Source organism: Kocuria sp. ICS0012, from assembly GCF_001665945.1.
Lineage (GTDB): Bacteria > Actinomycetota > Actinomycetes > Actinomycetales > Micrococcaceae > Kocuria > Kocuria marina.
In genome coordinates, this window is sequence record NZ_LZMM01000029.1 from 26,646 (window position 1) to 53,195 (window position 26,550).

The window sequence follows — 26,550 nt, forward strand, 5'->3', positions numbered from 1 at the left end:
GCCGGCAGTGATGGCGTCCACCGCAACGGCCCCCGGGTGACCGGACGGTTGCGGGGCGTGGCCCGCCGAACGGGGCCGAGCGTCGTCGTACCTCTCACCCTGTGACCGCCTGCGCGGGCGCGGGCAGCTGCACCGGTTCCGCGAGGCCGCGGTGCACCCAGACCGCGCGGCCGGGCGGCCCGCCCAGCGCAAGGCCCGTGAGGGACACGCCGAACACGTCACCGTCGAACACCCGCCGTGGACGCACCAGGAGCGTGTCCGCGTGCTGTCGCCACGCGAGTAGCGGGGGAAAGGTCCCCGCGAGCGCATCCGTGAGGCGCACGCCCACGATCATTCGTGCCCCGGGCTGGGCCGAGGCGGTGGCTGAGCTGTCCGCCGCCTGGTGGGACTCGACCGGGGCAGCATGCGCGGACCACGCGGTGGCCAGTGCCCGAAGGACATCGGAGGTGAGGTGGTCGGCGTCGTCGATGACGATCGTGGCCGACCGATCAGCTGACCTGGCGGCGTGCAGGAGCTCCTCGGCCTCGGCTGCGGTGCTGGGGGAGCCGGCGAATACGAGATGTCCAGGCCCGCCGTCTCCGGATGCGCGTGCAGCCAACCCGGAACGGGCGGCGTCAAGGAACGTGGATCGCCCCGACCGCGCCGGGCCGGCGACGATCAGGGTCGAACCGGGACCCCACGGGTGAACGGCGCATTGCCCGTCCCGCGTGACACCCAGCACCAAGCCGGCCACGGGCCGATCGGGGACATGCCACACGGTGGGCAAGGGGAAAGACGTGGGCCACGGGTTCGCCGGCTGGTGCGTCGGGGCGTCGGTGCGCCGTGCGTCCGGGGAATCCTGGGACGCGGCGGCGAGTGCACCCGCAGGTTCATCGGGCCGTGGCGGGACGAGCCGGGCATCCCGGAGGTCCGTGGGCACGGTGGGCCCGGGCGGGGCACTGTGGGCGACCGCGGGCGCGTCGGGTCCGAGCCCCCCGGCGAGCTGGACGACCGCGAGGTGCCCCGAAGAATCTTCCGCGCCCCACGGCGTGCAGCGGGCGGCCATCGGGCCCGCGAGGGCGGCTCGCTCGGGATGCGGCGTGAACGGGGGCAGGCGGGGCCACTGCACGAGGGCGTCGTTGCTCTGTCCTTGTGGGAAGTACAAGCGGTTGGAGCCGAGGTGGGACGCGCGTCCCGCAACCAGTGCGCGATCCCCCGCGACCACGCAGGACAACCCTCGGGACGCACCCGTGGCCATGAGGGACACCAGCTCGTCCTCCAGGTACGCCCACGTGCTCGCACGCAGGACCTGGCAACAGCGATCCCAGTCGTCCACGGCGAGAACGGCGCGTGACGGGGGATCCCTGGGAACGGTGGACGCGTGCTCGAGCCCCTCATGGAGTTGTCGCACCAGGTGGGCCACGTCCCCGGGCTGGTCCGCACGGGCGCAGCCGCGGACAGCGGGGTGCAGGGGCCGACCGTCCGCCGTGGTGAGCCCGTCCACGGCCTGGCCCGCGGCGGTGAGGACGTACACCGCCACCCCCGTGTGTGCCTCGTCCGTCGCGGTCGGGATCCGGATGTGGGCGCAGCGCCGCAGCACATCGCGCAGTCCCTTGCGCGTGGCCTCGGGGCGTCCGATCAGTAACAGCGGCCCGTCCTGCCACGGGTGCCACGAGACCCGCCCGCACCAGTGGGCCGCCGGATTCTCCGCGGCACCCAGATCCACCTCGTCACCGTCGGTGCGCACCGCGGGCACGTGGCGGGGCAGGGGCGGTGGGACAGCGGCGTCGGCGGGAACGCGAGACGATGCCATATCAGCGGAGGTGGGCGGCGGATACCCGTGCCAGGCGCGGGAGACGTCGCGCACCGCGGCGGTGACCCCGGCTTCCCGCTCCGAAGACGCGGTGAGGCGGACGTGCCCGGTTCCCGCGGCGGGCGGGCTCGGAAGGGGTCCAGGATCGAAACGAAGTACCAGGGGCTCGGGCCGCGGTGGGATCATGCGGGTCAGGACCGCCGCCTGCACCTCCACGGGCGGGCCGTCCCCGCGGTCCAGGAACCCGCGGCCCGGGATGCCCGGGGTGATGCGGGCCGCCGCGGCGGTTCCGAGTACGTCCATCGACTCCTGATCACTGCGCACCCGCAGACACAGTGCCTGGGTGATGTTGGCGCGCACGTCCGCGCTCAATGCACCCTGGGGACGCTGGGTCGCGAGCACGAGGTGCACACCGAGGGAACGGCCCACCGCGGCAATCACCGCGAGCTGTTGCCCTGCATCCGGGAAGGCATCCGTGAGCATCCTGGCCTCGTCCACCACGACCACGAGCTCCCGTAGGGGAAGTGCACCGCTCGCGGCGCACAGCAGCTGCGCCATATCATTGAGCCCGAGGGAGCACAGGACCCGCTCGCGGCGCTGCACCTCGGAGCGTAGGAAGGCCAGGGCGCGGCGGACCTCGTCGGGTCCCAGGTCCGTGAGCAGGGTCGTGACGTGCGGTAGCCCCGTCAGTGGGGCCAGGGCCGCCCCGCCCTTGAAGTCGATGAACACGAATTCCAGGCGCTCGGGTGGGAATGCGTGTGCGAGCCCCGTGACGAGGGTGCGCAGCACTTCCGACTTCCCGCATCCCGTGGTGCCCGCGACGAGCAGGTGCGGGTTCTCGTCGTCGAGCCGGACGACCTCCGGCCCCGCGGATGACACGCCGAACACCGCGGCCAGCGCTGCGTTCGACGTCGCGGGCTGGGGACGAGCGGCGGACCCGCCACGGCACGTGCCGACGAGCGAGGTGGAGGTCGGACCGAGGTGCACGGCCACCAGCTCGTGCGAGCCCACGCGGCGAGACAGTGGCCCACCGTGAGCGCCTCCCGCGGCTCGTCGCCACGCGCGGATCGCCGCCTCTGCGGTGTCGAAGGTCACGGTGTCCGGCGTGAACGCGAGGTGCGTCCCGCGCCCGGTCTCCGCAAGCCCCGGAACGGCATGGACCACTCGGCTGCTGAGCCGCAGGCCGTCCGGTCCCGCGGTGACGACGGTGTCCCCGGGGGCACCCTCCGGGTCTGCCGTCACGATGATGCGAAGCGTCCCGGGCGTGGCCGGCGCGGTGGCGGCCCACGCCGGTGTCACGACCTCCAACGCGACGTCCCGGTCCGGTGAAGAGGCCGTGGGATTCTCGCGGGGTGCTGCGAGCAGATCGTGGGCCACGGGCGGGCGCCACGTGATGCCCGGGGACACGCGCAATGCGGCGAGCGCCGCGGGCCCCGTGAACAACTGCACGGCCAGGGCATGGAGAACACCCTCCGCGCGTTCCCGGTCGAGAACCAGGGTCAGGCTGCCGATCCCCGCCAGATCCAGTAACACGGGAGCGTGGGAGTGGAATGCCGCGCGAGGCGCCGTCGCACGGTCACCGACGATGTGCGCGGACCGTGCCGCGTGACCCAGCCGGACCCACCGATGTGTCCGCTCAGCAGGGGCGCCGATCCGTCCGGGCGTTGTGGCGTCATGGGACAGTGCGGTGGCCGGGCGGGGTCCGCCGCCGTCACTCCAGGACGGGCTGCGCACCGCCCGGCCGCGCGCCACGATCTCCGCGGCCGACGGCGCCGCCTTCTCACAGCGGCGCAGGTCCCGCTGGAGTGCCGCGGCCAGGCGAAGTCGATGATCGCGCCGCGCGCCGCGCTCGCCGAACCAACCCACCGCGGACGTGACCGCACCAAGGGCACTGAAGACCAGGAAGAACCACCAGTGGGTGACCACCGCGATACCGATCCCGGCCAGGAGGGGGAGCAGACCCGTGATCAGGGCGATCCGGGACTTCCCGACCGCGGGGGAGTCCACACGCAAGGGGTGGGCCGGATCCGCCTCCTGGGCGGTGAATCCTGCCGGGGGCACCGCCGGATCCGGCCAGGCCAGGTCCTCGGTGTGCGCCGGGGGGAACGAGACCCGCAGGGTGCACGCGCGACCGTCCGCCCGCACGCGGACCCGGTCGCCGTGCCGCAGTGCTGCGCCTCCCGGGAGCACCCGCAGGCCCACGTCATCCATGATCAGGGTCGGGTGGGCGGGATCTTTCCGTAGCTGCGACGCGGGGAGCAATCGTGGCTCGTGGGGCGTGAGGCCGAGCTGATGCGTTCCGCGGGCCAGCGGGAGGCGCGTTCCCACCCCGACGCCCTCCACGGCCACGAGATACGCGGTCTCCTGTGGATCCGCGAGCGGCTCGACCGGGGATGGGGGACCCGGCGTCGAGGCCTGAGCGGGCCCGGCCGGCACGTCCGCGTCGTCGAGGGTCCGTGCCTCCGGGGTCAGGACCACCGTGGCACCATCCGTCAGGGGCGGGGTGCCCACGCGCGCGGCCGCGAGATCGACGCCCGAGACCACGGCGGTGCACGGCGTCCCCAGGAGTCGGGCGAGTTCGGCGCGCAGGTCCGCCCCGCGCGCACCCGATGCGGCGGTGAGGTGCGCGGTGTGGACCACGCCAGAACCGGCCCACGTGATCCGGAGACTCAACTGCATGACAGCACTTCACCCGCCGGTGACCGCCCGCGGCGAGGACACGTCCCGCCGTGTGGATCCGCGCGGCGCGGGGGAGTACAAGGGCTCGCTCGTGCAGTGGGCTCACCGCGGGCCGATCTTCCCACCGAACGCCCATGCACGCGCCGTGGACGCGGTCCGGATTGGGGCGTGAATCATGAGACAGTAAAGGCCATGAGACCCCGCAAGGTTGTCATCGTCAGCCGAATCTTCCTCCCCGAACCGGCGGCCGCGTCCTTCCGTCTGGCCGCCCTGGCCAGGGGCTTCGCCGCCGAGGGGGCCGACGTCACGGTCCTGACCACGAACCCGCCCCGCGCCATGGCTGCGGCCACGGTGGACGAGCCGTACCGCATCGTGCGGGTCCCCGTTCTGCGGGACAGCGAGGATTACGTCCGCGGTGTGGCCCAGTACCTGAGTTTCGACGTCCAGGCCTTCGCCCGCCTCCTCACCATGGACGCGGACATCGTGGTGAGCGAACCACCCCCCACCACGGGACTCGCGGTATGGCTGTCGAGTGCACTGCGGCGTCGTCCGTACATCTGGTACAACCCGGACGTGTGGACCTCCGCGACCCTGAACATGGACGTCCCCTCGGTGGTGACGCAGCTGATGCGCGTCGCGGAGACCGTGTCCGCCCGGCGCGCCGGCGGTGTGATCACGGTGTCCGAGTCGATGGGCGAGGAACTGCGCCGCGTGACCGGGGTCGGGCGGGACAAGATGTTCCTCGCCGAGAACGGGATCGACACCGACACCTTCACCGCGGACGGCCCCGCCGAACCGTGGGACGGACCGTATTTCGTGTACGCGGGGTCCGTGTCCGAATGGCAGGGTATGGACATCTTCATCGAGGCGCTCGCCCGGATCCTGCCGCGCCACCCCGGGGTGACCCTGCACGTCCTGGGGCGCGGGTCGGACCTCACCCGCGTCCAGGAGGTCGCCGCGCGGCTGGCCCCGGACAACGTCGTGTTCCACGGCGTGCAGCCCCCGGCGCGCACCGCGGCGTTCCTGCGGGGTGCCGTGGCCGCCCTCGCCTCCGTCATCCCGCACACCGGGTACGACTTCTCCAAGCCCACCAAGCTCTATGCGGCCGCCGCGTGCGGCATACCGTCCATCTACGCCGGGGTGGGCGCGGGTGCCCGCCTCGTGTCCGAGAACCGGTTGGGAACGCCCGTGGAGTTCACCCCCGAGGCGGTCGCGGACGCCATGGAACGCGCGCTCGACGACGCCCGCTCGGGTGAGCGCGAGGGCGCGCGTGAGCGCCGTCGGACGTGGGCCCGCGAGAACGCGTCGCTCGCGGCGTCGGGGCGAGCCGCCGCCGCGTGGGTGCTCAGCGGCTTCACCCGGGACGCCCGCTGAACGCGGAGCGCGCGCCGCGCTGTCATCCCGGCGCCGCGGTACGTGGACCCCGCCGTCCTCCGAGCTGCGGCGCCGTCGCCGAAGCGGCCGAGCGGCGTCGCACCCCGCGCACGACGCCGCCGTGTGACGGCGCTCATGAGGCGCGGCGCTGTGCGGGTCACACAGGGCGCACGGGGTGGTGTCCGGTATTTTTAGGCCAGACGATGTCCGTGCATGAATCGCGGAAGATGCTAGGAGAAACACATGAACACTGATCTGGTGGTCGTGGGCTCGGGTCTGTTCGGTTTGACCGTGGCGGAACGAGCGGCGCGAGAAATGGGTCTGAAGGTCACCATGATCGACCGGCGTTCCCACCTGGGCGGCAACGCCTACAGCGAGAACGAGGAGCGGACCGGGATCGAGGTGCACCGCTACGGGGCCCACCTGTTCCACACCTCGAACGAGCGCGTGTGGGAGTACGTGAACCGCTTCACCGCGTTCACGAACTACGTGCACCGGGTGTACACCCGGCACAAGGGGGAGGTGTTCCCCATGCCCATCAACCTGGGCACGATCAACCAGTTCTTCCGCGCGGCGTACTCCCCGGGGGAGGCGCGCGATCTGATCCGCGAGCAGGCCGGTGAACTGGCGGGCACGGATCCGCAGAACCTCAACGACAAGGGCATCCAGCTGATCGGGCGCCCGCTGTACGAGGCGTTCATCAAGCACTACACCGGCAAGCAGTGGCAGACCGATCCGAAGGACCTGCCCGCGTCCATCATCTCCCGGCTGCCCGTGCGCTACACGTACGACAACCGCTACTTCAACGACACCCACGAGGGCCTGCCCGTGGACGGGTACACCGCGTGGCTTGAGCGCATGGCGGACCATCCGAACATCGACGTGCGCCTGGACACCGACTTCTTCGACGACTCCCAGGAGTTCTCCAAGTCGAACGTGGTGGGCCAGGTCCCCGTGGTCTACACGGGCCCGGTGGACCGGTACTTCGACTACGCCCAGGGCGACCTCTCGTGGCGCACGATCGATCTGGAGGAGGAGGTCCTGGACATCGAGGACTTCCAGGGCACCTCGGTGATGAACTACCCGGACGAGGACGTCCCGTTCACGCGCATCCACGAGTTCCGCCACTTCCACCCGGAGCGTGATTACACCAAGGACGCGACTGTGATCATGCGGGAGTTCTCGCGTTTCGCCGAGAAGGGTGACGAGCCCTACTACCCCGTGAACACGCAGGCGGACCGCGAGAAGCTGCTCGCGTACCGGGATCTGGCCAAGGAGGAGTCGTCGGTGTTGTTCGGCGGCCGCCTAGGCACCTACAAGTACCTGGACATGCACATGGCCATCGGCTCGGCATTGTCCATGGTGGACAACAAGATCGCACCGCATTTCACCTCCGGTGCGCCCCTGAGCAGCGGAGGAGTGGACGAGTGAGCAGCGAACGCGTGGAACAGGCCAGCCAGCCCGAACCGCAGACCCCGGATGACCAGGAGTACCTGGCCAAGATCAACACGGAGCCCAGCACGGCGAAGGACCTGCGGGAGGTAGCCCGGGTCGTGTTCCCCGCGAACAAGGACTTGGACGCCCTGCCGCTGTACATCGACGGTCCCATCAACCGGGACGGCCCGTCCTCGGCCGGCGCCGACACCGCCAACCAGCACCCGGACGACATCATCTCGCGCCGTTCGGTGCGGATCCGGGCCGGGCGACGCGTCTCGTTCGGCTCCTACTTCAACGCGTTCCCGGCGTCCTACTGGCGCCGCTGGACCGTGGCCGAGTCCGTGGTGCTGCGCGTGCGCACTACGGGTGCCGGATCGCTCATCGTGTACCGCACGAATGCTCGCGGGGTCGCGCAGCGCGTCGAGGACCGTCGGGTCAGCGGGAGCACCACGTGCGAGTTCGAGCTCACGCTGGCCCCGTTCGGTGACGGTGGCTGGTACTGGTTCGACCTGATCGCGGACGAGGAGGGCATGGTCCTGGACGCGGCGTCCTGGCTCGTGCCGTCCCATGGTCGCCCGGTGGGTCGCGTGACCCTGGGTGTGACGACGTTCAACCGCCCGGACTACTGCGTCAACACGATCAAGACCATTGCCGAGGCGGACGGCCTGGACGAGGTCCTCGACGAGCTGATCATCGTGGACCAGGGTAACAAGCTGGTCCAGGACGAACCCGATTTCCCGCAGGCCGAGAAGGCCATGCGCGGGAAGCTGCGGATGATCCGGCAGGGGAACATGGGCGGTTCCGGTGGTTTCGCCCGGAACATGTACGAGGTCGTGCGCGGCCGGGACACCCCGAACGGCGTGGAGAAGTCCGACTACGTCCTGATCCTGGACGACGACATCCTGCTCGAGTCCGAGGGCGTGCTGCGGGCTACTGCGTTCGCGGACATGTGCCACACCCCGTCCATCGTGGGCGGGCACATGTTCGACATGTACAACAAGCCCCTGCTCAACGCGTACGCGGAGGTCGTGAACCCCTATCGGTTCTTGTGGGGTCCCATCGACGGCCTGGGCGGCGTGGACTTCGCCGAGCGCGGTCTGCGTTCGCGTCCCCAGCTGCACCGGCGCTGGGACGCCGACTACAACGGCTGGTGGATGTGTTTGATCCCGCGCGTGGTCCTCGAGGACATCGGGCTGTCCCTGCCGGTGTTCATCAAGTGGGACGACTCCGAGTACTCGCTGCGCGCCAAGGCCGCCGGCTACCCGACCATCTCCCTGCCGGGTGCGGCCGTGTGGCACGTGTCGTGGGCGGACAAGGACGACGCCGTGGACTGGCAGGCGTACTTCCACGAGCGCAACCGCCTGATCGCGGCCCTGCTGCACTCGCCGTTCGCCAAGGGCGGGCGGATGCTGCGCGAGTCCCTGACCACGGATACCAAACACGTGGTGTCCATGCAGTACTACCCGGCCAAGTCCGTGTTGCTCGCGATCCAGGACGTCCTGGACGGCCCGGACGGGCTGCACGCCATGCTGCCCACCCGCATGCCCGAGATCCGCGCCATGAAGGACGAGTACTCGGACGCGCGCGTGGTCAAGGACCCGGCCACTCTGCCGCCGGTCCGGCGCAAGAAGCCCCCGCGCACCATGGGGGCTCCCAAGTCCCCGACCAAGGCGCAGCTGATCCCGTGGGCGCTGCGCACCGTGCTCAAGCAGACGCTGCGCCCCGTGCGGGACATGGCCAAGGAGTACCCGGAGGCCAGCGTGGCGCACATGGACAGCCACTGGTCCTACCTGGCGTCCCTGGACTCGGCGATCGTCTCCAACGCGGACGGCACCGGGGCGTCCTGGTACCGCCGGGATCCCGCTCAGGTCCGTGAGCTCATGATGGAGAGCGTCAAGCTCCACGCCGAGTTGCTCTCCCGTTGGGACGCGCTGAGCGAGCAGTACCGCGCCGCCCTCCCGGAGATCACCTCGGTGGACGCGTGGGCGCGGACTTTTGCGGAGAACGGCCCCGCGCAGTAATTTGGCCCCTGCACGACGCCGCACGCAGACTTCCGCGTGCGGCGTCGGCGTGTATCCGGTCACGGCGCACAACGGCCCGTGCGAGGAAAGGACGGCAGATGGAAATGCAAGCCCCCGCGACGCAGTTGCGGCCTCCGGGGCAGGACCGCGGCCTGCGGGACGTGTTCGCCAACAGGTTCCTGCTCAAGCTGATCGTGGACAAGGAGATCCAGATCAGGTACCGCGGCACGGTGCTGGGTCTGTTATGGTCCTACCTCAAGCCGGGCGTGCAGTTCCTGGTGTTCTACATCGCCATGGGCGTGTTCCTGGACCTGAACCGGGGGATCGAGAACTTCGCGGTCTACTTGTTCTCCGGGATCGTGGTGATGAACCTGTTCGGTGAGGTCTTCGGCAACGCATCGCGTTCGGTGGTGGCCAACGGCGGTCTGCTCAAGAAGATCTACCTGCCACGGCAGTTGTTCCCGGTGTCCAACCTGCTGGTCGCGTTCATCCACTTCGTCCCGCAATTGGCCATCCTGCTGCTCGCGTGTCTCGTGACCGGGTGGCGCCCGGACCTCAAACAATTGCTGGCCGTGGTCGTGGGGACGCTGATCATCGCCCTGTTCTCCCTGTCCCTGGGCATGTTGTTCACCACGTTCAACGTGTTCTTCCGGGACGCGGAGAACATCGTGGACCTGATCGTCATGGTCTCCACGTGGGCCTCGCCCGTGCTCTACATGTGGACCATGGTGCGGGAGAAGCTGTGGGACTGGGTGTATTACGTCTACATGGTCAACCCCCTCACGGTGGCCGTGGAACTGTTCCACTACGGGTTCTGGTTCCCCACCACGGATAACCCGCAGATCTGGCACGTCCCGCCCCACTTGATGACGGGCTGGACCCCGTTGGCCATCGTCACCAGCCTGATCCTCTTCGTGATCGCGGACCGGCTCTTCCGGTCCCAAGAGGGCAACTTCGCGCAGGAGCTGTGAATCATGTCTAGTTCAGTCACCCCGCACACCCCCGGGCGCACCGAGGCGGACGTCGCCATCCGGGTCAGGCACATGACCAAGGAGTTCGTGCTGCGCCACACCCGCTCCATGAAGGAGGCCTTCGTGTGGCTCGTGAAGGGCCGTAAGGGGGACCTCACGGCCAAGTTCACGGCACTCAACGACGTCTCGTTCGATGTCTACGACGGTGAGACCGTGGCCCTGCTGGGCTTCAACGGTTCGGGCAAGTCCACGACCCTGAAGATGATCTCCGGGGTCATGAACCCGGACTCGGGGGAGGTGCTCACGCGGGAGCGCGTGGCGGGGCTCATCGAGGTGGGCGCGGGGTTCCACCCGGATCTCACGGGCCGCGACAACGTCTACCTCAACGGCGCCATCCTGGGGATGGACAAGGCGGAGATCGACGCCAAGTTCGACGACATCGTGGCCTTTTCCGAGATCGCCGAGTTCATCGACACCGAGGTCAAGTTCTACAGCTCCGGCATGTACTTGCGCCTCGCGTTCTCCGTGGCCATCCACACGGACCCCGAGGTCTTCCTGGTGGACGAGATCCTCTCCGTGGGGGACGAGCCGTTCCAGAAGAAATGCATCGGTCGGATCAAGGACCTCGTGCGCCGGGGCAAGACCCTCGTGGTGGTCAGCCACGACCTCAACCTCGTGATGGACATCTGCGAACGCGGGATCGTGATGGACCACGGCAACAAGGTCTTCGACGGCAACGTTTACGGCGCCGTCGCCCACATGCGCAACCAGCCTGAGGAGGAGGTGCGCCGCGAGCACGCGGAAGGCCTCGCGCGTGCCCTCGAGGACAAGCGTCGCAAACGCGAGTGGCAAGCCCGCGAGGCCGCCGAACGCGGCGAGGAATTCGTACCCCAGTACGACCCGGACCTGGACGGGCCCCTGGCTGGCTGACCGGGCAGGGTCCGTGCCCGGACCAGAGAACGGCGGCGCCGCGAAGGTCCTGCTCTCGCGGCGCCGTCGTTCCCCGTGGTACTGCCGGGCTCAGTCGCCGCATCCGGTGATCTTGTAGAGCTTCGCCTCGGGGCCGGTCTGGGCTACGAGCTCGAAGCCGTTCTGCGGTGTGAGCTGGTCGTAGCCCTTCGTGTCGAAGTAGCCGTACGGGTTGACCTGGCGGGTGCCGAAGTCCAGGACGAACTGGACGTCGTGCTTCTTGAGGGCGGGGCAGACCGCGGGGTTCGTGGTCAGCTCGTCCAGGTGGTGGGCGATGGTGGAGGCCTCTTTGTCCGCAACCAGGCCGTTGTGGGGGAAGAGCACGCGGGTGCCCGAGACGGCGTACGCCTGGGAGGTGCCGGTGAGCGGGTTGCCGAACACCACCGCGTCCTGGGGAACGTACCGGGGCAGCTCTTCCAACAGCGCCTGCTCCTCGGGGGAGACCAGGGCATACGGGTAGTCCCCGTAGCCCGCGTACTGGTGCTTGCCATAGTTCACCGTGTCCGTCATGGGCTGGGTCTGCAGCAGCTGCCAACCCACGAACACCGCCAGCAGGCCCCCGAGCGCCCTGACGGCGGGGGAACGCAGGGCAGTCGATGCGCGATCCCCCGCCAGCCGTAGCCGCCCCGAGGCGCGGGGGCTCCGGATCGCGCGGGTTACCGCGCGGCGCGCGTGCGAGAGCAACCAGCGGAGGATAGCCACGGCCCCGGCGGTGGCGAGGGGCACTGCCAGGACGGGGATCAGCGCGAGGATGCGATGGACGTCGTTGTACCAGACACCCCCCCAGTCGTAGCGCAGCTCCACGTCCCGGGACGAGGCCACGAGCACGTAAAGCCACACGAGAAATGCCCAGGCGCCGACGACCCACCGGGAGGTGTGGCGCAGCAGACTGCCCGCTCCCACGAGCACTACGATCACCAGCGCCCACGGTAGATGGGGGGCATCGGGATGGACCGTGGCCAGGGCCTCCCCGAGGGCCTGGGGCTCCGTGGCGTGGGGTGCCCACGTGGAGGCGGTCTGGGAAGCGCGCGCCGCGAACCAGATCTGCTGCAGCACCGCGGGCCACGCCACGAGACCTACCGCGCCGAGGAGCGTGAGCCACCAGGGACGGGAACGGCGCACACCGCGCCACCAGACCGTCAGAAGCATGATCCACAGCAGCGCCAGGCCCACCACCACGGTGGAGGGGTGTGCCAGCCCCATGGCGCCAGTGACTGCGAGGACGGTCAGCCACAGCGCACTTCGTGAGCCCGCATGCGGCTCCCGGGAGAGGCTGAGAGCTTCTGCGAGGAGGCCCAGCCAGGTGGGGAGGAATGCGATGGACATCGCGTTCGGGAAGAGATTGCCATAGAAGCTGAGCAAAAAGGGGAACGCGGGAAAGGACGAGGCCAGGAGTCCCGCCGCCACCGCGATCGCCGGCCTGGATCCGAGCAGCCGGGTGGTGAAGTAGAGGCACCCCAGCACCCATGCCACGCCGCACACCATCATGGTCATGGCGTTGGCTGTGAGAACCACCGGGAGGTGGCCCACCTGCGTGACGAACGCTGCGGTGTCGTGCCACGCGGCAGGGTAGAAGGAGGGCGTGCCGACGCCCAGACCACCCAGGGTGAGGGAGGATGCCTGTCCGGTGTCGTGAATGTAGCGCACAGCGTTGTAGTGGAAATTCGCGTCATAGGTCTGCGAGTAGGCGTCCGGAACCTGGATGATCAGATGCAGCCGCTGCACCACGATCCCGATGCCCAGCAGCGCACCGCACCACAGCCCCACCGTGGTGGCAGTGACGCGTTCCCGCCCGAAGGCGGTGCCCACCCGCGGCCCCGCCAGGTGACGTCGTGCGGGGATCAGCGCGACCCACAGCACGAGGGCGACAACCACGAAGGCCGCCGCCACGGTGAGCGGGTTCCACGGCACCCCCACGAGGCCGTAGATCACGGCCGAGGCGCTGAACCCCGCGGCCGACAGGGGAATGATGGCCGCGCAGCGGGCGAGCCCGCGCAGACCCAGAGCGATACTGAGCAGGGTACCCGGCAGGACCATGAGCAGCCCTGCGAGGGCGTAGGGGGGAAGGGCTTCTGTCCAGCTCACGGGACCGGTGACTCCAAACGGCAGGGGGTTGGGTACGTGCGAAGTTTAGTGGACGCCGCCCCGGGAGGTGCCCCCACCGGCTGCTTGCCCTGGGTCCCCTCGGTGCGGGGACGGGCCGGAGGGAGACCCGGGGATGCCCAACCCGGGACTGGGGGGTGCCGCGCGCTATGGAACAATGGTCGGGTGAGTCGAGCGTGGATTGTGATGCCCGTGTACAACGAGGCCCAGGTGGTGGGGGGGGTCCTGGAGAACCTCCGCCGGACGTTCCCGCACGTGGTGTGCGTGGACGACGGCTCCCGTGACGACTCCGCACGGATCTGCCGCGAGGCCGGCGCCGTGGTGGTCCAGCACCCCATCAACCTCGGTCAGGGTGCCGCCCTGCAGACGGGTTTCGAGTACGCCTTGCAAGACCCGGAGATGGACTGCGTGGTCACGTTCGACTCCGACGGCCAGCACCGGGTGATCGACGCGTACGACATGGTTCAGCGCATCCGCTCCGGTGAGGCCGAGGTGGTCCTGGGCTCCCGGTTCCTGGACGACCGCACGCAGGTCTCACCGCTAAAACGCTTCGTGTTGCGCACCGCGGCGTTCGTGTCCAAGTTCACGAGCGGGATGGACCTCTCCGACGCCCACAACGGGTTGCGGGCCATCGACCGGGGGACCCTGGGCAAGATCCACCTCAAGCAGAACCGCATGGCCCACGCCTCCGAGATCGTCAACCAGTTCGCGCAGATCCAGCCCCGGTGGGTCGAGCACCCGGTGGAGATCATCTACACGGAGTACTCCAAGGGCAAGGGCCAGTCTCTGCTCAACGGTGTGAACATCCTGACCGAACTGTTCGTGAAGTAGCGGGAGCCCCCACATGACCATCGTGGTCCAGATCGTCCTCATCCTCGCCGTGGCGTACGGTGCGCTCACGCTCGTGCGCGGCGGGGCCAACGCCAAGCATCAGGCGATCCGCCGGCTCGCGGCCGTCGCGTTCTTCGTCTTCGCGGCCATCTCGATCCTGGTCCCGGACCTCGTCACGAGCGTCGCGCGGTTCCTGGGCATCGGCCGTGGTACGGACCTGGTGCTCTACGCGCTCGTGGTGCTGTTCATGGTCACGCAGTACACCACAGCGCAGCACCGCCGTGCGGAGGAGGTCAAGCTCACCCGCATCGCCCGGCACATCGCCATCTCGGAGACCGAGAAGCCCTGGGAGCCCGACGCCGCCCACGGCGAGCGCCGCTCGGTGCGCGCCTTCCGCCGCACCTCGCCGCTGGGTCGGCCGGTGGAGGCGCCATCGTCGGCGTACTCGTCCGGGCACAACGCCGCTGGGCCGGGTTCCGCACAGCAAGAAAATACCGGGCTATAGGCCAGAGGCCCACACCCGGTACATAGTCATTTTACTCCCCGACATCGGGCCCAGCGATGCCGGGCTGAGAGGCATGGTCATACATCCTCAAGCCGAGGCACGCAGTCTTCCTCTCGGTCAGGAAATCGGGCACACCACATTGTTTGGCGACAGGGTCTGCGAGCAGGGCCTGGGGCGACCGGGAACCGGCGAGTCCCGCTGTGAGACGTTATTTATCCCGGTCGGATCGCCCCTATGAGTAACCGTTCGAACAACTTCAGGTAGGCCGTCCACGGATCTGCGAACCGTGCCACCGGGTCGGCAGGATCTCGAGCAGCGACGCAACAGAAGAAACGGAAGTCTCTGTTGGCCAAGACGGTGTCCACGAAGCCCTTGTAAGTATTGAGGGCGCCCTGGGTGAGATCCGTGAGGTGGAACTTGCCGTAGTCATGGGTTCGGTCTCGGTACTTCTGTATGCTGCGCAGAACCCGGGGAGGCTCGGGGTGAAGGAGAAGGCTGACAGCGAAGAGTCTGTCTCGAGAGATCGAGCCTGTTTCGTCGAGAAAAGTGAGAGAGGGGATGGGCTCTAGGCAGAAACAGGTGCTTGGCCACTCTTCCCTCCTTCCATCGGTGGCGTCACCTTAAGGCGGGCGGATCGCACGCTCATTCTCAACTTGCGCCGTTGGCCCCGCACGGAGCTCGTGCTGCAAAGGACCAAGTCTCTTAGTCACGTCGCGGCGACCAGCTCGGCCGGACTAGCGAGTCCTGCCCCATTGGTCGTGATGCCGATCACACTCGATGCAGTTGCATAGTGGGTCGAAACATGACGCCCATGGCCGGGTTCATCGGTGCACGTCAGCGGGATTATCCACAGACCGAGTGCCGTGTCGTGTCGATCAGCTGCGATTTCCCCTAGCGTTCCCTGCAGAGTTGACCAGCCGGTAACGGGTTCGGGGGAATCCCAGGGGGAGTCATGGCCGTAGGGGTCGCCGAGGACGCGATCGGGTTGATCGAGGCGGATGTGCGTGAGCAGATCCGGCGCAGCGGGTTGGATCCGTTGCATGAGGTGGAGCCCACCCGTCAGATCGTGGCCGCTGTGGTGGCGGAGTACGACGTGCGTTCGGCGCGTGCGGGGTTGCCGCGGGTGCAGGACCTTGAGGCTGCCCGTAAGACGGTGCTGGACCTGGTGGCCGGGTACGGTCCGTTGCAGCCGTTCCTGGATGATCCCGAGGTCGAGGAGATCTGGATCAACGGCCCGACCGAGATCTACATCGCCCGCGACGGCGAATCCGAGCTGACGAGTCTCGTGCTGAGCGAGTCACACGTGCGCACCCTCGTGGAGCGCATGCTCAAGTCCTCGGGGCGCCGCCTGGATCTGAGTTCCCCGTTCGTGGACGCCTCCCTGCCGGACGGTTCCCGATTGCACGTGGTGATCCCGGACGTCACCCGGGCGCATTGGGCGGTGAACATCCGCAAGTTCGTGGCACGGGCCCGCCGCCTGGAGGATCTGGTGGGGTTGGGCTCGCTCACCACCCAGGCCGCGCAGTTCCTGCATGCGGCGGTGGATGCCGGGTTGAACATCCTGGTGTCGGGGGCCACCCAGGCCGGGAAGACCACCCTGCTCAACTGCTTGTGCGCGGCGATCGGCCCGCGGGAGAGGGTGATCACGGTCGAGGAGGTCTTCGAGCTGAAGGTGGCGCTGCGCGACGTCGTCGGCATGCAGTGCCGCCAAGCGAACCTCGAGGGCACGGGCGAGATCCCGCTGCGCCGGCTCGTGAAGGAGGCGCTGCGCATGCGCCCGGACCGGTTGGTCGTGGGGGAGGTGCGCGAGGCCGAGAGCCTGGACATGCTCATCGCGCTGAATGCCGGGCTGCCGGGGATGTGCTCGCTGCACGCCAATTCGGCTCGTGATGCCGTGACCAAGATCTGCACCCTGCCGCTGCTCGCGGGAGAGAACATCAGTAACGCGTTCGTGGTACCCACCGTCGCCTCGTGCTTCGACCTGGTCGTCCATTGCCACCGCGCGCCCTCGGGTCACCGGTACGTCGCCGAGATCCTGGGCATCGGTAACCGGGTGGAGAACGGCGTCATCGAGACGTACCCGATCTTCCGCTTACAGGACGGTGCCCTGCGCGCGGTGGCCTCGGAGCTGCCCTCGGCCCACAAGTTCACGCGCGCGGGCTATTCTCCGGCGTCGCTGATTCACGACGACGCTCCGGCGAGTACCGCGTCCGACGACGCCGGCCGCATCGCCACGCCCGCGGACGACGCGCCGCGAACGGGGCGGCGAGACCCATGAGTGCGTTGTTCGGAGTACTGCTGGGAACCGGGGTGTTCCTCGTGTGGTGGTCGTGCTGGACCCGGCCACCCGCCGCGCGGACCAAACACGCGCGGGCAGGCTACCTCCGCACCCTGTTGTTACGGGCGGATCTCCCGGGCCTGTCACCCGCGGCGTTCATCGGGCTGAGCCTGCTCCTCGCTCTGGTGGCGGGGGTGTTGATCCTGGCGCTGACGTCCGCCGCGGTGTTCGGCCTGTGCGTCTTCCTCGTGACACTGTGCCTCCCGCTGTGGCTCGTCAAACGGCGCGCACGACGCCGCACGGCCGTCCTGCGCGAGGTCTGGCCCGACGTCGTGGACCATTTGCGCTCCGCGATCCGCGCGGGGATGGGCCTGCCCGAAGCCCTGATGCAACTGCAGTACCGGGGACCGGAACCCCTGCGACCCGCGTTCGCCCAGTTCGCGGCCGACTACCGTGCTAGCGGTCAGCTCCACGGGTCGCTGACCATGCTCAAGCAGCGGCTCGCCGATCCCGTGGCGGACAACATCGTGGAGGCGCTGCGCGTGACCCGCGAGGTGGGCGGCACCGATCTGGGGAAGTTGCTGGGCACCCTGTCCGAGTTCCTGCGGGAGAACGAACGAACCCGCAGTGAACTGGAAGCCCGGCAGTCCTGGACCGTGAACGCCGCTCGGCTGTCCGTGGCGGCACCGTGGCTCATCCTCGCGCTCATGGCCACCCAACCCGCAGCGGTCCGCGCCTACAACACGGCCACCGGCGCCGCCGTGCTCCTGGGTGGGCTCGCGATCTCGGTGCTGGCGTACCAGCTCATGCTGCGCCTGGGCGCCTTACCCACCGAGCGGAGAGTGCTGCGATGAACCTCACCGTGCTGTCCGGGGTGCTCGGACTTGTCCTCTCGCTGGGACTGTGGCTCATCCTTGCCGCGGCCAAGGCCGTGGGAGCGCCCAGCTTCGCGGACCGGATCGCCCCGCAACTGCGTGCCGCGGAGCTCTCCGCCGGACTCGGGGACAACCCCTGGCGCTCACGGCGCTCCCGCGGCCAGTCCCTGACGGGTGCGGCGGGCAACGCCCTCATGCACTGGATCCTTCAGCGCGCAGCGCCCCTGTTCTCCAACGCGGACGTCCTCGCCCGACGACTCGTGCGGGACGGTTCCCGTAAGGATGTCATGGACTACCGCGCCGAACAGGTGCTCTTCGGTGTGGCCGGAGCGGTCGTGGGCAGCGTGATCGGAACGGCCCTGGTGCTGCGGGCGGACGTGAACATCGCGATCCTCGCCGTGGGTGCCGTCCTCGGCGCGGGGACCGGTGTATGGCTGCGTAACTACCTCTTGAGCCGCAGTATCCAGCGCCGGGAGAAGCGCATGCTCGCCGAGTTCCCCGCCGTGGCAGAGCTCATGGCGCTCGCGGTAGGCGCCGGGGAAAGCACCGTAGGCGCGCTCGAACGGGTGTGCCGGGTCGCGGAGGGCGAGTTGGTCGGGGAATTCCGAGCGGTGCTCGCCCAGACGCACGCCGGGTCCGGATTGACGACGGCGCTGCAGGACTTCTCGGCGCGCACCGACGTCGTGGCGCTGGGCAGGTTCGTGGACGGCATCGTCGTCGCCATCGAACGGGGCACCCCGCTCGCTGACGTGCTGCGAGCCCAAGCTCAGGACGTGCGGGACCACGACAAACGGGTCCTGATGGAGATCGCCGGCAAGAAGGAGATCGCGATGCTCGTCCCGGTCGTGTTCTTCATCCTGCCGTTGAGCGTGATGTTCGCGGTGTTCCCCGGACTCGCGGTGCTGGACCTGGGGTTCTGACGGATCGGCTCCCGAACCCACTGACTACACAAGGAGAAAATCATGAAACACCTGATGCGCTGTCATGCGGCCACCGTGTGGCTGCTGACCGTCTCCCTGCCCGCCCGGCTCGCACCGAGTGATGACCACCCGGATCGGGGGGACGTACCCGGCTGGGTCATGCTTACGCTCATGTCCGCGGTGCTGGTGGCGGGGTTGTTGCTGATCGCCCGGCCCGCCTTGGAGGGGCTGTTCCAGGATGCCATCAACCGCGTCTCGGGCCTCTGACCCCGCGCTCGACCTGGACGCCGGCAACGCGGTGGCCGAATACGTCATGGTCCTCGCGCTCGCGATCGTGCTGTTCGGCCTCATTCTGCAGGTCGGATTCGCGCTGCACGTGCGCAACACCCTGATCGACGCCGCCGCGGCCGGGGCCCGGTACGCGAGCCTCGCGGACCGCACCGACGAGGACGGCATCGCCCGCACGCGCGGGATCATCACCGACACCGTGGGCGCGAATTATGCGCGGGACATCTCCGTGTCCCGTACCAGCGTGGGGTCACTGCCGGCGGTCGAGATCCGTGTGGTCTCGCCCCTACCGGTCGTGGCCACGCTGGGCCCGCCGCGCGCGCTGGAGGTGAGTGGGCATGCGGTCGACATGGATTCGTGAGGTCCTCGCGCGGCGCGGTTCCGGGGACGATCCGGACCGGGGGAGCGCGATCGTGGAGTTCATCGGACTGGGCCTGCTATTGCTCGTGCCCGTGATGTACCTGGTGGTCACGGTGGCCCGGGTCCAGGCGGGCTCGCTCGCCGTGGTCGCGGCGGCGGACCAGGCGGCTCAGGCCGTGTCCGTTCTCGAGGCCAAAGACCTCAACCGCGTAAGGGTGCACGACGTCGCCGCCGTTGCGGCCCAGGATCACGGTTTCGACCCGCGGGACCTCGCTGTGACGGTGAGCTGTTCGGACGGGACATGTGAGACACCCGGTTCGGTGGCCCGGGTTCACGCCACCGTCACTGTGGAACTCCCCTTGATGCCGGGGTTCGTCACAGCCAGGATCGCCACGCTGTCCTCGGACGTCACCGTGATCGCGGGGCGGTACTCATGATGCGCGCAATGCTATCCGGCCGCGACGTGATGCGGCTCTTCATCGGTATCGCGACTGCGCAGATCGACGACCTCGACGGGCCGCGGCCACACGAATGCCCGGCGCAGGGGACGAGTCAGGACCGCGATGAACCGCATCGTGCGAACCCCGAGGATCCTGACTCCGGTCAGACCACGATCGTGCTGATCGGTTTCGCCCTGGTGACTCTGCTCCTGGTGGTCACAGTCATGGCGATCACCAGCGTGTACGTGGGGGAGCGGCAACTTCAATCGCTCGCCGATCGGGCGGCGGGGGCCGCCGCGGACACGTTCACGAACGTGGACCGCTCCGGTTCGGGTCCGCCCACACCCATCCTCACGAACGGGGCGGTGGCCGCCTCGGCCACGAGTTACCTGGGGACCGTGGGGGCTTTCCACGATGTCAGCGGGCTGTCCCTCGCGGCGCCCACGGGATCGGCGGACGGGACGACCGCCCAGGTCACGCTCTCGGCCGTGGTGCATCCGCCGGTGGTCAACGTGTTCATCCCAGCGGGTGTCCCGATCAGCGCCACGGGGGACGCGCGAGCCGTCATGCAGCGGTGATTCACCTCACCCGGTTTGCCGTCTGACCAGAGGTTTTACAGGTGACGTGTTGTGTACCGTTGACGCGTCACTTGCGGAGTGACTTTCCGCGATAAGTAAGACTGCCATGACCGATGCTCTGACCACCACAACCGACACCGCACGCGCAACCTCCTGGGCCGTCGTCCAGCACGACGGCGCTCCCTCGGTGTCCGTAGGCCTCCTGATCCTGCGCCTGGGCCCGATGCCCCAAACGGCCCGATGACGGGTGCCGTCACGAGTGACGCTCCGCCATGAGCGAGGCCCCGCTACAAGCGAGGTGTCGCTATGAACCACGCACCGCTAGGAGCACGGCCACGCTACGCGTGATGCACCGCACTGAACGAAGCACCGATATGACGAAGGCACGGCCGGGAGATTCCCGGCCGTGCCTTCGCCACATTGCAGTGGGCATGACTCAGCGGCGCAGCATACGCAGCAAGCGACGGGCCGTGGCCACCCGGCGGTATGCGGCCACGGGAGGCACCACGCCGATGAGGCGGCGGGTGGCCTGGCGGCGCACGGTGGAGCGCAGCACCTGACGCAGCACGGGGCCCAGGGTGGATCGGGAACGGCTCATGACAAGACGACCTTTCGAAGGAGGGGATCAGTACTGTTCATGGTTCCGTGGCAGGACCGCGGAGGTGTCGAACGCTTCTCGCTGGCTCACGGTACCGGTGCGGTCGATCACCGTGACGTGCTGCGCGGAACCGCGCTGCGAACCGCCGGTGATGTCCGCACCCGAATCGGCGACCACGTTGATGAGCTCCACCGTGGGACCCACGTGCACGTCGTCGAGCAGCACGGAGTTGCGCACCACGGCCCCGGCCTCGATCACGCAGTTCTGGCCGATGATCGAGTGTTCCACGGTGCCGGCCACCCGCGCCCCGGGGGCCACGTACGAGCGGGAGACCGCGGCGTCGTCGGTGATGAACGCGGGCGGGGGAGCAACCTGGCCGCTCCAGATGGGCCATGCGGGATCGTCGAGGGTCGCGCCGTCGCCGTCGATCAGCTGCATCTGCGCGGTCCAGTAGGACTGGACGGTCCCGAGGTCCATCCAGTACCCCAGGTGTCGGTGCTCGACCACCCGGTGGTGTTCCAGGACGTAGGGGATGAGGTCCTCGCCGTAGTCGCCCAGCTCGCCCAGTTCGGACTGCAGGGTGTCCAGCGCCGACAGCAGCACGTCCGTGGAGAAGAGGAACATCTCACCGGCCACAAGGTTGCCCTTGGGCTCCTCGGGCTTGTACGCGAACTCGGTAACCTGGCCGGCTTCATTGGTGCGCACCACGCTGTAGCGGGAGGGATCCTCGGGGACCTCGGTGGTGACCATGGTCAGATCAGCGCGCTTGGTCAGGTGGGTGTCCACCACGGACCGGAAATCGATCGTGTAGAGGTGGTCCGCGGAGAGCACGAGGACCAGATCCGGGTCCGCCTCACGGATGATCGTGCTCTGGCGGTAGATGGAGTCCGAGTTGCCGCTCGCAAAACCCTCGCCGTGGGACCCCTCGTAAGGCGGCAGGATCTGCAGCCCGCCGTGGGAGCGGTCCAGGTCCCACGGGCGACCGCCGGCCATGTAGGCGTTGAGATCGTGGGGCAGGTACTGCTGCACCATCCACACGTCCGGGATGTGCGAGTGCGCCAGGTTGGACAGGGACACGTCGATCAAGCGGTACGTGCCGCCCACGGGCAACGCGGGCTTGACCACGTAATCGGTCAGGGCGCCCAGTCGAGACCCCTTGCCTCCCGCCAGGATGAGTGCGAGTACGGTGGGGCGTTCCATCGGCGGGCTCCTCAGCAGCGGTGTCGCAGGGAATCCTACCGACTCACGGACCCGGGGGCCATGACGTAAAGTGATGTGTCATGGCCTCCATTGACTACGCTGCAGAAATCCGTGCCCTCCGAGCCACCTACGACTCCGTGGCGGCGGTCAGCGACGTCGAGTCCATGAAGAAGCAGATCGCCGTCCTGTCCGAGCAGGCCGCGGCCCCGGACCTGTGGGACAACCCGGACGAGGCCCAGAAGGTCACCTCGCAGCTCTCGCACCAGCAGAGCAAGCTGGACCGGCTTAGGAAGATCTCCGGGCGCATCGACGACCTCGAGGTCATGGTGGAACTCGCGGAGGAAGAGGACGATCAGGACACCCGGGACGCCGCCGCGGAGGAACTCGAGTCCATCCGCAAGGCGCTGTCCGAACTGGAGATCCAGACCCTGCTGGCCGGCGAGTACGACGAACGCGAGGCCGTGGTCACCATCCGCTCGGGCGCCGGTGGTGTGGACGCCGCGGACTTCGCGGAGATCCTCATGCGCATGTACCTGCGCTGGGCGGAGCGCCACGGGTACCCCACCAAGGTCCTGGACACCTCCTACGCGGAAGAGGCGGGTCTGAAGTCGGCCACGTTCGAGGTCAAGGCGCCCTACGCGTTCGGGACCCTGTCCGTAGAGGCGGGTACGCACCGGCTCGTGCGGATCTCTCCGTTCGACAACCAGGGGCGGCGCCAGACATCCTTCGCCGCGGTGGAGGTCATCCCGCTCATCGAGTCCGACGACACGATCGAGATCCCGGAGTCCGAGCTGAAGGTGGACGTGTTCCGCTCCTCGGGTCCCGGTGGTCAGTCCGTGAACACGACCGACTCCGCGGTGCGCATGACCCACATCCCCACGGGCATCGTGGTGTCCATGCAGAACGAGAAGTCGCAGATCCAGAACCGCGCGGCCGCGCTGCGCGTGCTGCAGTCCCGCTTGCTGCTGTTGCGCCAGCAGGAAGCGGACGCCAAGAAGAAGGAGATGGCGGGGGACGTGAAGGCATCCTGGGGTGACCAAATGCGCTCGTACGTGCTCAACCCCTACCAGATGGTCAAAGATCTGCGCACCAACTACGAAGAGGGCAATCCCAGTTCCGTGTTCGACGGCGGGATCGACTCGTTCATCGACGAAGGCATTCGCTGGCGCGCGGACGCCCGCCAGCACGACGAGGACTAAGGGCTCCACGCCGCACGACGACGCCGCCCCGCCCGGCAGGTGCCCCGCGCACCCCGGGCCGGGACGGCGGCGTCGTCCCCGGCGGGACCCGGTGAAGGAAGAACAGGCCGATGGCCAAGAAGAACGCTGATGACGGCCGCCAGATCGTGGCCAACAACAAGAAGGCGCGCCACGACTACAACATCTATGACACCTACGAGGCCGGACTGGCGCTCATGGGGACCGAGGTGAAGTCGCTGCGCATGGGGCGGGCGTCCCTGGTGGACGCGTTCTGCCAGTTCGACAACCGCGGCGAGCTGTGGCTCGAACACGCCCACATCCCGGAGTATCTGCAGGGCTCGTGGACCAACCATTCCGCGCGGCGGCGGCGCAAGCTGCTGTTGCACCGCTCCGAGCTGGATAAGATCGCGGGCAAGACGCGCGAGGCCGGTTACACCATCATTCCGCTGTCCCTGTACTTCGTGCACGGCAAGCGCGTAAAGGTGGAGATCGCGGTGGCCCGCGGCAAGCGCGAGTACGACAAGCGTCAGACCCTGCGCGAGAAGCAGGACAACCGCGAGGCCCAGCGCGCCATGCGCTACCGCAACATGCGCGGTTGAGCCCTTCGACTCACGGCGTCCCGGCCGGTACCTCCAGTGCGAGGTGCCGACCGGTCCAGTTCCTGCGCAACCAGCGGTCGTGGGAGGCCACGAGCACGGTCCCCGGGTAGTCGGGCACCGCCGCCTCGAGCTGTGTGGCGAGCACGAGTGAGAAGTGGTTGGTGGGCTCGTCCAGCAACAACACCTGCGGCGGGTCCGCGAGCAGCACCGCCAGGGCGAGCCGACGCCGCTGTCCCACGCTGAGCTCACCGACCCGCCGGTTCTCGTCCCGCCCGGCCAGCAGGCCGAACGTCCCGAGGGGAACGGTCTCCGCGCGACTCTCTCCCACGAGCTCATGGTAGATGTGGGCCGCCGTGTGCTCCGGGTCGGCGCCGGGCAGTGTGGCGTCCTGATCCAGTAACCCCACGCGTACGTCGGGTGCGACGTGCACGGAACCGCGCGTGGGTTCCAGTCGCCGGGCGAACAGGCTCAGCAGGGTGGATTTGCCCACGCCATTGGAACCCGTGATGAGCCACGACTCACCCGCGCTCACGGCCAGGGACACGGGTGCCATCCGTCCCGCGACCTCGGCCGCGGAGGCGGTCAGTACCGGGCCCGTGCGGTGCAGTGCGGCCTCCGATCCGGACAAACCCGCGGTGAGTCCCTGGAAGTACAGCTCCCGGGGTGGCTTGCGGATCTGCTCGTTTTCGACGGTGGCCAGGCGGGTCCGCGCGTCGTTGACCCGTCGGGAGACCACCGCGGCGTTGCGGTCCGCGTAGAACTTCTTCGCCGCACGACCCTCCGTCTTGGGGGACCGGTCGCTGTGGCCCACGGTCTGCTGCTCCCGCACGGCCGCGCGGAGCTTCTTCAGTTGCGCCTGTTCGTCCCGATACGTGCGTTCCCAGCGCTCGCGGGCATCCATGCGGGCGAGCACGTACTGGGAATAGGTGCCGCCGAAGCGGGTCACGCCGATGCCCGTCCCGGTGCCGTCACCCACGAGGTCCGAGGTGACGGCATGCGGTCGGGGTGCGGGGTCCAGGTCCACGAGCGAGGTCACGGCGGTGTCCAGGAATGCGCGGTCATGGCTCGCCAGCAGCACCGGTCCGTGCCACGACCGCAGGGTCGCGCGCAGGAAGTCCGTGGCGGCGTCGTCCAGGTGGTTCGTGGGTTCGTCGAGCAGCAACACGTCCGGGGTGGAGAGCAGCAGCCAGGCCAAGGACAGCCGTGAGCGCTGTCCGCCGGACAGGGCACCCGTGGACCGGTCACGATCCACGCCTCCCAGGCCGAGCCCGTCCAGGGTGACGTCGATGCGGGTGTCCACGTCCCACGCGCCGATCCGTTCGGCAGTGTCCAGGGCGGCGGCGTACGCGGTGGCGGCACCCTCGTCCTCCGGGGCGCGGGCGAGAGCGTCAGCTGTGCGGTCGACGGCGGATGCTGCGTCCCGCACGGTCCGCACCGCCGACTCCACGGCCTGGGCCACGGTGTCGTGCGGCGCGAAGGGGGGTTCTTGGTACAGCAGGCCCACGCGCAGCGGATCGCCGAGGCCGACGGCGCGGACCTCACCGGCGTCGGGCGCGCAGGCCCGCCATGATGCGCAGCAGGGTGCTCTTGCCGGAACCGTTCTCTCCGATCAGACCCGTGGGATCACCCGCGGTCACGGAGAAGCTGATGTCCGTGAGCACCCGGTGGGAGCCGTAGGAGGCGGAGACGCCGGACACGCGGATGTGCGCGGCCGTATTAGGGGTGGCGGGAGAATGCGGGGGATGAGCCATGGGTGTCCTCGGATAGCCGGGATCCCCGCCGGGCAGCGGCCACGGGCGCGGGGAGGTCGAACGGCTCATCGGAACATGCGTTACACCCTAGGGCATCCCGCGGGGGAGGGCCAGGGTAGGGCAGCACGGGTGGAGCCGGCGCGGTCCGAGGAGCCCGGTCCGCGGCCCCTGCCGATTTGACGGTATGGCTAGGGTGGGCGTAATCTGATGTGTCCATGAGCGGGCGAGTCACTGAGATCCGCTGGCACGTGGAAGCTCATTGAAAAATGAATATGGGGATGATCGGTTTCGACGATGTGAGTTGAGACAGGGGAAGCGGGTTGAGGACGCAGAGTTATCTCGTAAACGCTCTCTGTAAAACAATAAGTGCCAAATCCAAGCGCACTGACTTCGCTCTCGCTGCGTAAGTAGCGACAGCAGTCTGGCAGCCCAGGTTCACCTTCGACCTGGATCCTGCCATCAGCTAGAAGGTCACTGCTGCGGACGCAGGTTACGGGCGTTCGTGGGACTCTTACGTAACTGAGTTCGGCGGTCACTCGTGTGCGAGATGACCGGAACTGAGAAACCTGTAAGCACACTGCACCCGGAGAAGCCCTGACAATGCTGCATCGGACGGGGGTTCAATTCCCCCCATCTCCACTGTCGTCCTGTCCCAGGACGTGAGAAGACCCTGAACCAATGGTTCAGGGTCTTTTTGTTTGCCTGAGCCCGGGAACATCTGAGTCCCGAAAAAGCACGCGGCCGATGGCTCCGAGTGCGTTATCGGGACATATTTGTGTCCA

The 26,550-nt window shown here is 68.4% G+C and carries 24 protein-coding genes and 1 other RNA gene; 19 read left to right on the forward strand and 6 right to left on the reverse strand.

The features are described 5' to 3' along the window. Positions 1 to 94: 94 nt before the first annotated feature. Entirely contained in the window at positions 95 to 4,471 is a 4,377-nt protein-coding gene (locus A5728_RS03995; protein WP_064845817.1) for an FtsK/SpoIIIE domain-containing protein, read from the reverse strand. Between A5728_RS03995 and A5728_RS14035 the strand changes: the two genes are divergently transcribed. From A5728_RS14035 to A5728_RS04020, 6 genes are all read left to right on the forward strand, one after another. Beyond that, on the forward strand, positions 4,470 to 4,643 hold the full coding sequence (locus A5728_RS14035; protein WP_156523378.1) for a hypothetical protein: 174 nt from the start codon (positions 4,470 to 4,472) through the stop codon (positions 4,641 to 4,643). The two genes, A5728_RS03995 and A5728_RS14035, sit on opposite strands and share 2 nt — an antisense overlap. Before the next feature lie 20 nt (positions 4,644 to 4,663). Further along, positions 4,664 to 5,845, forward strand: a complete 1,182-nt coding sequence (locus A5728_RS04000) for a glycosyltransferase family 4 protein (protein WP_064845818.1) — start codon at positions 4,664 to 4,666, stop codon at positions 5,843 to 5,845. A gap of 243 nt (positions 5,846 to 6,088) precedes the next feature. Then, the gene (gene glf, locus A5728_RS04005; protein WP_035965266.1) at positions 6,089 to 7,276 is read left to right on the forward strand and encodes a UDP-galactopyranose mutase; all 1,188 of its coding nucleotides are present in this window, start codon (positions 6,089 to 6,091) and stop codon (positions 7,274 to 7,276) included. Beyond that, the gene (locus tag A5728_RS04010) at positions 7,273 to 9,303 is read left to right on the forward strand and encodes a glycosyltransferase (RefSeq protein ID WP_156523379.1); all 2,031 of its coding nucleotides are present in this window, start codon (positions 7,273 to 7,275) and stop codon (positions 9,301 to 9,303) included. The genes glf and A5728_RS04010 overlap by 4 nt, the downstream gene beginning before the upstream one ends. Positions 9,304 to 9,401: 98 nt before the next feature. Further along, a complete protein-coding gene (locus A5728_RS04015; protein WP_064845819.1) occupies positions 9,402 to 10,274 on the forward strand; it encodes an ABC transporter permease in 873 nt (290 codons plus the stop codon). Between the two features lie 3 nt (positions 10,275 to 10,277). Continuing rightward, the gene (locus A5728_RS04020; RefSeq protein WP_064845820.1) at positions 10,278 to 11,204 is read left to right on the forward strand and encodes an ABC transporter ATP-binding protein; all 927 of its coding nucleotides are present in this window, start codon (positions 10,278 to 10,280) and stop codon (positions 11,202 to 11,204) included. 90 nt (positions 11,205 to 11,294) lie between these two features. On the opposite strand, the gene A5728_RS04025 is transcribed toward A5728_RS04020, so the two are convergent. Next, the gene (locus A5728_RS04025; protein WP_064845821.1) at positions 11,295 to 13,328 is read right to left on the reverse strand and encodes a DUF6541 family protein; all 2,034 of its coding nucleotides are present in this window, start codon (positions 13,326 to 13,328) and stop codon (positions 11,295 to 11,297) included. A gap of 183 nt (positions 13,329 to 13,511) precedes the next feature. Between A5728_RS04025 and A5728_RS04030 the strand changes: the two genes are divergently transcribed. From A5728_RS04030 to A5728_RS14425, 10 genes are all read left to right on the forward strand, one after another. After that, complete coding sequence (locus tag A5728_RS04030) at positions 13,512 to 14,177, forward strand: glycosyltransferase family 2 protein (RefSeq protein ID WP_231885498.1); 666 nt, start codon at positions 13,512 to 13,514, stop codon at positions 14,175 to 14,177. A gap of 13 nt (positions 14,178 to 14,190) precedes the next feature. Continuing rightward, positions 14,191 to 14,682, forward strand: coding sequence for a DUF2304 domain-containing protein (locus A5728_RS04035; protein ID WP_064845823.1), 492 nt, complete (start codon positions 14,191 to 14,193; stop codon positions 14,680 to 14,682). Between the two features lie 952 nt (positions 14,683 to 15,634). Beyond that, positions 15,635 to 16,960 (forward strand): CpaF family protein, encoded by a 1,326-nt coding sequence (locus A5728_RS04040; protein ID WP_082943222.1) that lies wholly within the window; start codon positions 15,635 to 15,637, stop codon positions 16,958 to 16,960. After that, a complete protein-coding gene (locus A5728_RS04045; protein WP_064845824.1) occupies positions 16,957 to 17,814 on the forward strand; it encodes a type II secretion system F family protein in 858 nt (285 codons plus the stop codon). Before A5728_RS04040 ends, A5728_RS04045 begins: the two co-directional genes overlap by 4 nt. After that, positions 17,811 to 18,755 carry a type II secretion system F family protein gene (locus A5728_RS04050; RefSeq protein ID WP_064845825.1) on the forward strand — a complete coding sequence of 315 codons (945 nt, stop codon included), beginning with the start codon at positions 17,811 to 17,813 and terminating at the stop codon, positions 18,753 to 18,755. The genes A5728_RS04045 and A5728_RS04050 overlap by 4 nt, the downstream gene beginning before the upstream one ends. A 42-nt stretch (positions 18,756 to 18,797) precedes the next feature. Next, complete coding sequence (locus tag A5728_RS04055; RefSeq protein ID WP_094067118.1) at positions 18,798 to 19,022, forward strand: hypothetical protein; 225 nt, start codon at positions 18,798 to 18,800, stop codon at positions 19,020 to 19,022. Then, positions 18,994 to 19,404, forward strand: coding sequence for a TadE/TadG family type IV pilus assembly protein (locus A5728_RS04060; RefSeq protein ID WP_064845826.1), 411 nt, complete (start codon positions 18,994 to 18,996; stop codon positions 19,402 to 19,404). Before A5728_RS04055 ends, A5728_RS04060 begins: the two co-directional genes overlap by 29 nt. Next, positions 19,382 to 19,840 (forward strand): hypothetical protein, encoded by a 459-nt coding sequence (locus A5728_RS04065; protein ID WP_231885499.1) that lies wholly within the window; start codon positions 19,382 to 19,384, stop codon positions 19,838 to 19,840. Before A5728_RS04060 ends, A5728_RS04065 begins: the two co-directional genes overlap by 23 nt. An 8-nt stretch (positions 19,841 to 19,848) precedes the next feature. Further along, positions 19,849 to 20,421, forward strand: a complete 573-nt coding sequence (locus A5728_RS13435; protein WP_231885500.1) for a pilus assembly protein TadG-related protein — start codon at positions 19,849 to 19,851, stop codon at positions 20,419 to 20,421. 106 nt (positions 20,422 to 20,527) lie between these two features. Continuing rightward, positions 20,528 to 20,665, forward strand: a complete 138-nt coding sequence (locus A5728_RS14425) for a hypothetical protein (RefSeq protein WP_197493088.1) — start codon at positions 20,528 to 20,530, stop codon at positions 20,663 to 20,665. 192 nt (positions 20,666 to 20,857) lie between these two features. Here A5728_RS14425 and A5728_RS14040 read toward each other — a convergent pair whose 3' ends face one another. Both A5728_RS14040 and A5728_RS04075 read right to left on the reverse strand, forming a co-directional pair. Then, positions 20,858 to 21,019, reverse strand: coding sequence for a hypothetical protein (locus A5728_RS14040; RefSeq protein WP_156523380.1), 162 nt, complete (start codon positions 21,017 to 21,019; stop codon positions 20,858 to 20,860). A gap of 27 nt (positions 21,020 to 21,046) precedes the next feature. Then, on the reverse strand, positions 21,047 to 22,219 hold the full coding sequence (locus A5728_RS04075; RefSeq protein ID WP_064845827.1) for a glucose-1-phosphate adenylyltransferase family protein: 1,173 nt from the start codon (positions 22,217 to 22,219) through the stop codon (positions 21,047 to 21,049). 80 nt (positions 22,220 to 22,299) lie between these two features. Here A5728_RS04075 and prfB point away from each other — a divergent pair, with 80 nt between their 5' ends. Next, complete coding sequence (gene prfB, locus A5728_RS04080) at positions 22,300 to 23,418, forward strand: peptide chain release factor 2 (RefSeq protein ID WP_064845828.1); 1,119 nt, start codon at positions 22,300 to 22,302, stop codon at positions 23,416 to 23,418. A gap of 110 nt (positions 23,419 to 23,528) precedes the next feature. Then, a complete protein-coding gene (smpB, locus tag A5728_RS04085) occupies positions 23,529 to 24,017 on the forward strand; it encodes an SsrA-binding protein SmpB (protein WP_055085472.1) in 489 nt (162 codons plus the stop codon). A gap of 10 nt (positions 24,018 to 24,027) precedes the next feature. Here the strand turns inward: smpB and A5728_RS04090 are convergent, their stop codons facing one another. Together A5728_RS04090 and A5728_RS15070 are read right to left on the reverse strand one after the other, a co-directional pair. Further along, positions 24,028 to 25,521: an ATP-binding cassette domain-containing protein gene (locus A5728_RS04090; RefSeq protein WP_369795606.1), complete on the reverse strand. Its 1,494-nt coding sequence runs from the start codon at positions 25,519 to 25,521 to the stop codon at positions 24,028 to 24,030. Positions 25,522 to 25,555: 34 nt separating this feature from the next. Beyond that, on the reverse strand, positions 25,556 to 25,768 hold the full coding sequence (locus A5728_RS15070; protein WP_197493090.1) for an ATP-binding cassette domain-containing protein: 213 nt from the start codon (positions 25,766 to 25,768) through the stop codon (positions 25,556 to 25,558). A gap of 274 nt (positions 25,769 to 26,042) precedes the next feature. On the opposite strand from A5728_RS15070, the gene ssrA reads away from it, so the two are divergent. After that, positions 26,043 to 26,410, forward strand: a transfer-messenger RNA (tmRNA) gene (gene ssrA, locus A5728_RS04095). The last annotated feature ends 140 nt before the right edge of the window (positions 26,411 to 26,550 follow it).

Excerpts from the sequence above, each read along its gene's own strand:
- A5728_RS14035 (WP_156523378.1), top strand. The coding sequence starts at position 4,470 with ATGACAGCACTTCACCCGCCGGTGACCGCCCGCGGCGAGGACACGTCC.
- A5728_RS03995 (WP_064845817.1), bottom strand. The coding sequence starts at position 4,471 with ATGCAGTTGAGTCTCCGGATCACGTGGGCCGGTTCTGGCGTGGTCCAC.
- A5728_RS04000 (WP_064845818.1), top strand. The coding sequence starts at position 4,664 with ATGAGACCCCGCAAGGTTGTCATCGTCAGCCGAATCTTCCTCCCCGAA.
- glf (WP_035965266.1), top strand. The coding sequence starts at position 6,089 with ATGAACACTGATCTGGTGGTCGTGGGCTCGGGTCTGTTCGGTTTGACC.
- A5728_RS04015 (WP_064845819.1), top strand. The coding sequence starts at position 9,402 with ATGGAAATGCAAGCCCCCGCGACGCAGTTGCGGCCTCCGGGGCAGGAC.
- A5728_RS04020 (WP_064845820.1), top strand. The coding sequence starts at position 10,278 with ATGTCTAGTTCAGTCACCCCGCACACCCCCGGGCGCACCGAGGCGGAC.
- A5728_RS04035 (WP_064845823.1), top strand. The coding sequence starts at position 14,191 with ATGACCATCGTGGTCCAGATCGTCCTCATCCTCGCCGTGGCGTACGGT.
- A5728_RS04040 (WP_082943222.1), top strand. The coding sequence starts at position 15,635 with ATGGCCGTAGGGGTCGCCGAGGACGCGATCGGGTTGATCGAGGCGGAT.
- A5728_RS04045 (WP_064845824.1), top strand. The coding sequence starts at position 16,957 with ATGAGTGCGTTGTTCGGAGTACTGCTGGGAACCGGGGTGTTCCTCGTG.
- A5728_RS04050 (WP_064845825.1), top strand. The coding sequence starts at position 17,811 with ATGAACCTCACCGTGCTGTCCGGGGTGCTCGGACTTGTCCTCTCGCTG.
- A5728_RS04055 (WP_094067118.1), top strand. The coding sequence starts at position 18,798 with ATGAAACACCTGATGCGCTGTCATGCGGCCACCGTGTGGCTGCTGACC.
- A5728_RS04060 (WP_064845826.1), top strand. The coding sequence starts at position 18,994 with ATGCCATCAACCGCGTCTCGGGCCTCTGACCCCGCGCTCGACCTGGAC.
- A5728_RS04065 (WP_231885499.1), top strand. The coding sequence starts at position 19,382 with ATGCGGTCGACATGGATTCGTGAGGTCCTCGCGCGGCGCGGTTCCGGG.
- A5728_RS13435 (WP_231885500.1), top strand. The coding sequence starts at position 19,849 with ATGCTATCCGGCCGCGACGTGATGCGGCTCTTCATCGGTATCGCGACT.
- A5728_RS14425 (WP_197493088.1), top strand. The coding sequence starts at position 20,528 with ATGACCGATGCTCTGACCACCACAACCGACACCGCACGCGCAACCTCC.
- A5728_RS14040 (WP_156523380.1), bottom strand. The coding sequence starts at position 21,019 with ATGAGCCGTTCCCGATCCACCCTGGGCCCCGTGCTGCGTCAGGTGCTG.
- A5728_RS04075 (WP_064845827.1), bottom strand. The coding sequence starts at position 22,219 with ATGGAACGCCCCACCGTACTCGCACTCATCCTGGCGGGAGGCAAGGGG.
- prfB (WP_064845828.1), top strand. The coding sequence starts at position 22,300 with ATGGCCTCCATTGACTACGCTGCAGAAATCCGTGCCCTCCGAGCCACC.
- smpB (WP_055085472.1), top strand. The coding sequence starts at position 23,529 with ATGGCCAAGAAGAACGCTGATGACGGCCGCCAGATCGTGGCCAACAAC.
- A5728_RS15070 (WP_197493090.1), bottom strand. The coding sequence starts at position 25,768 with ATGGCTCATCCCCCGCATTCTCCCGCCACCCCTAATACGGCCGCGCAC.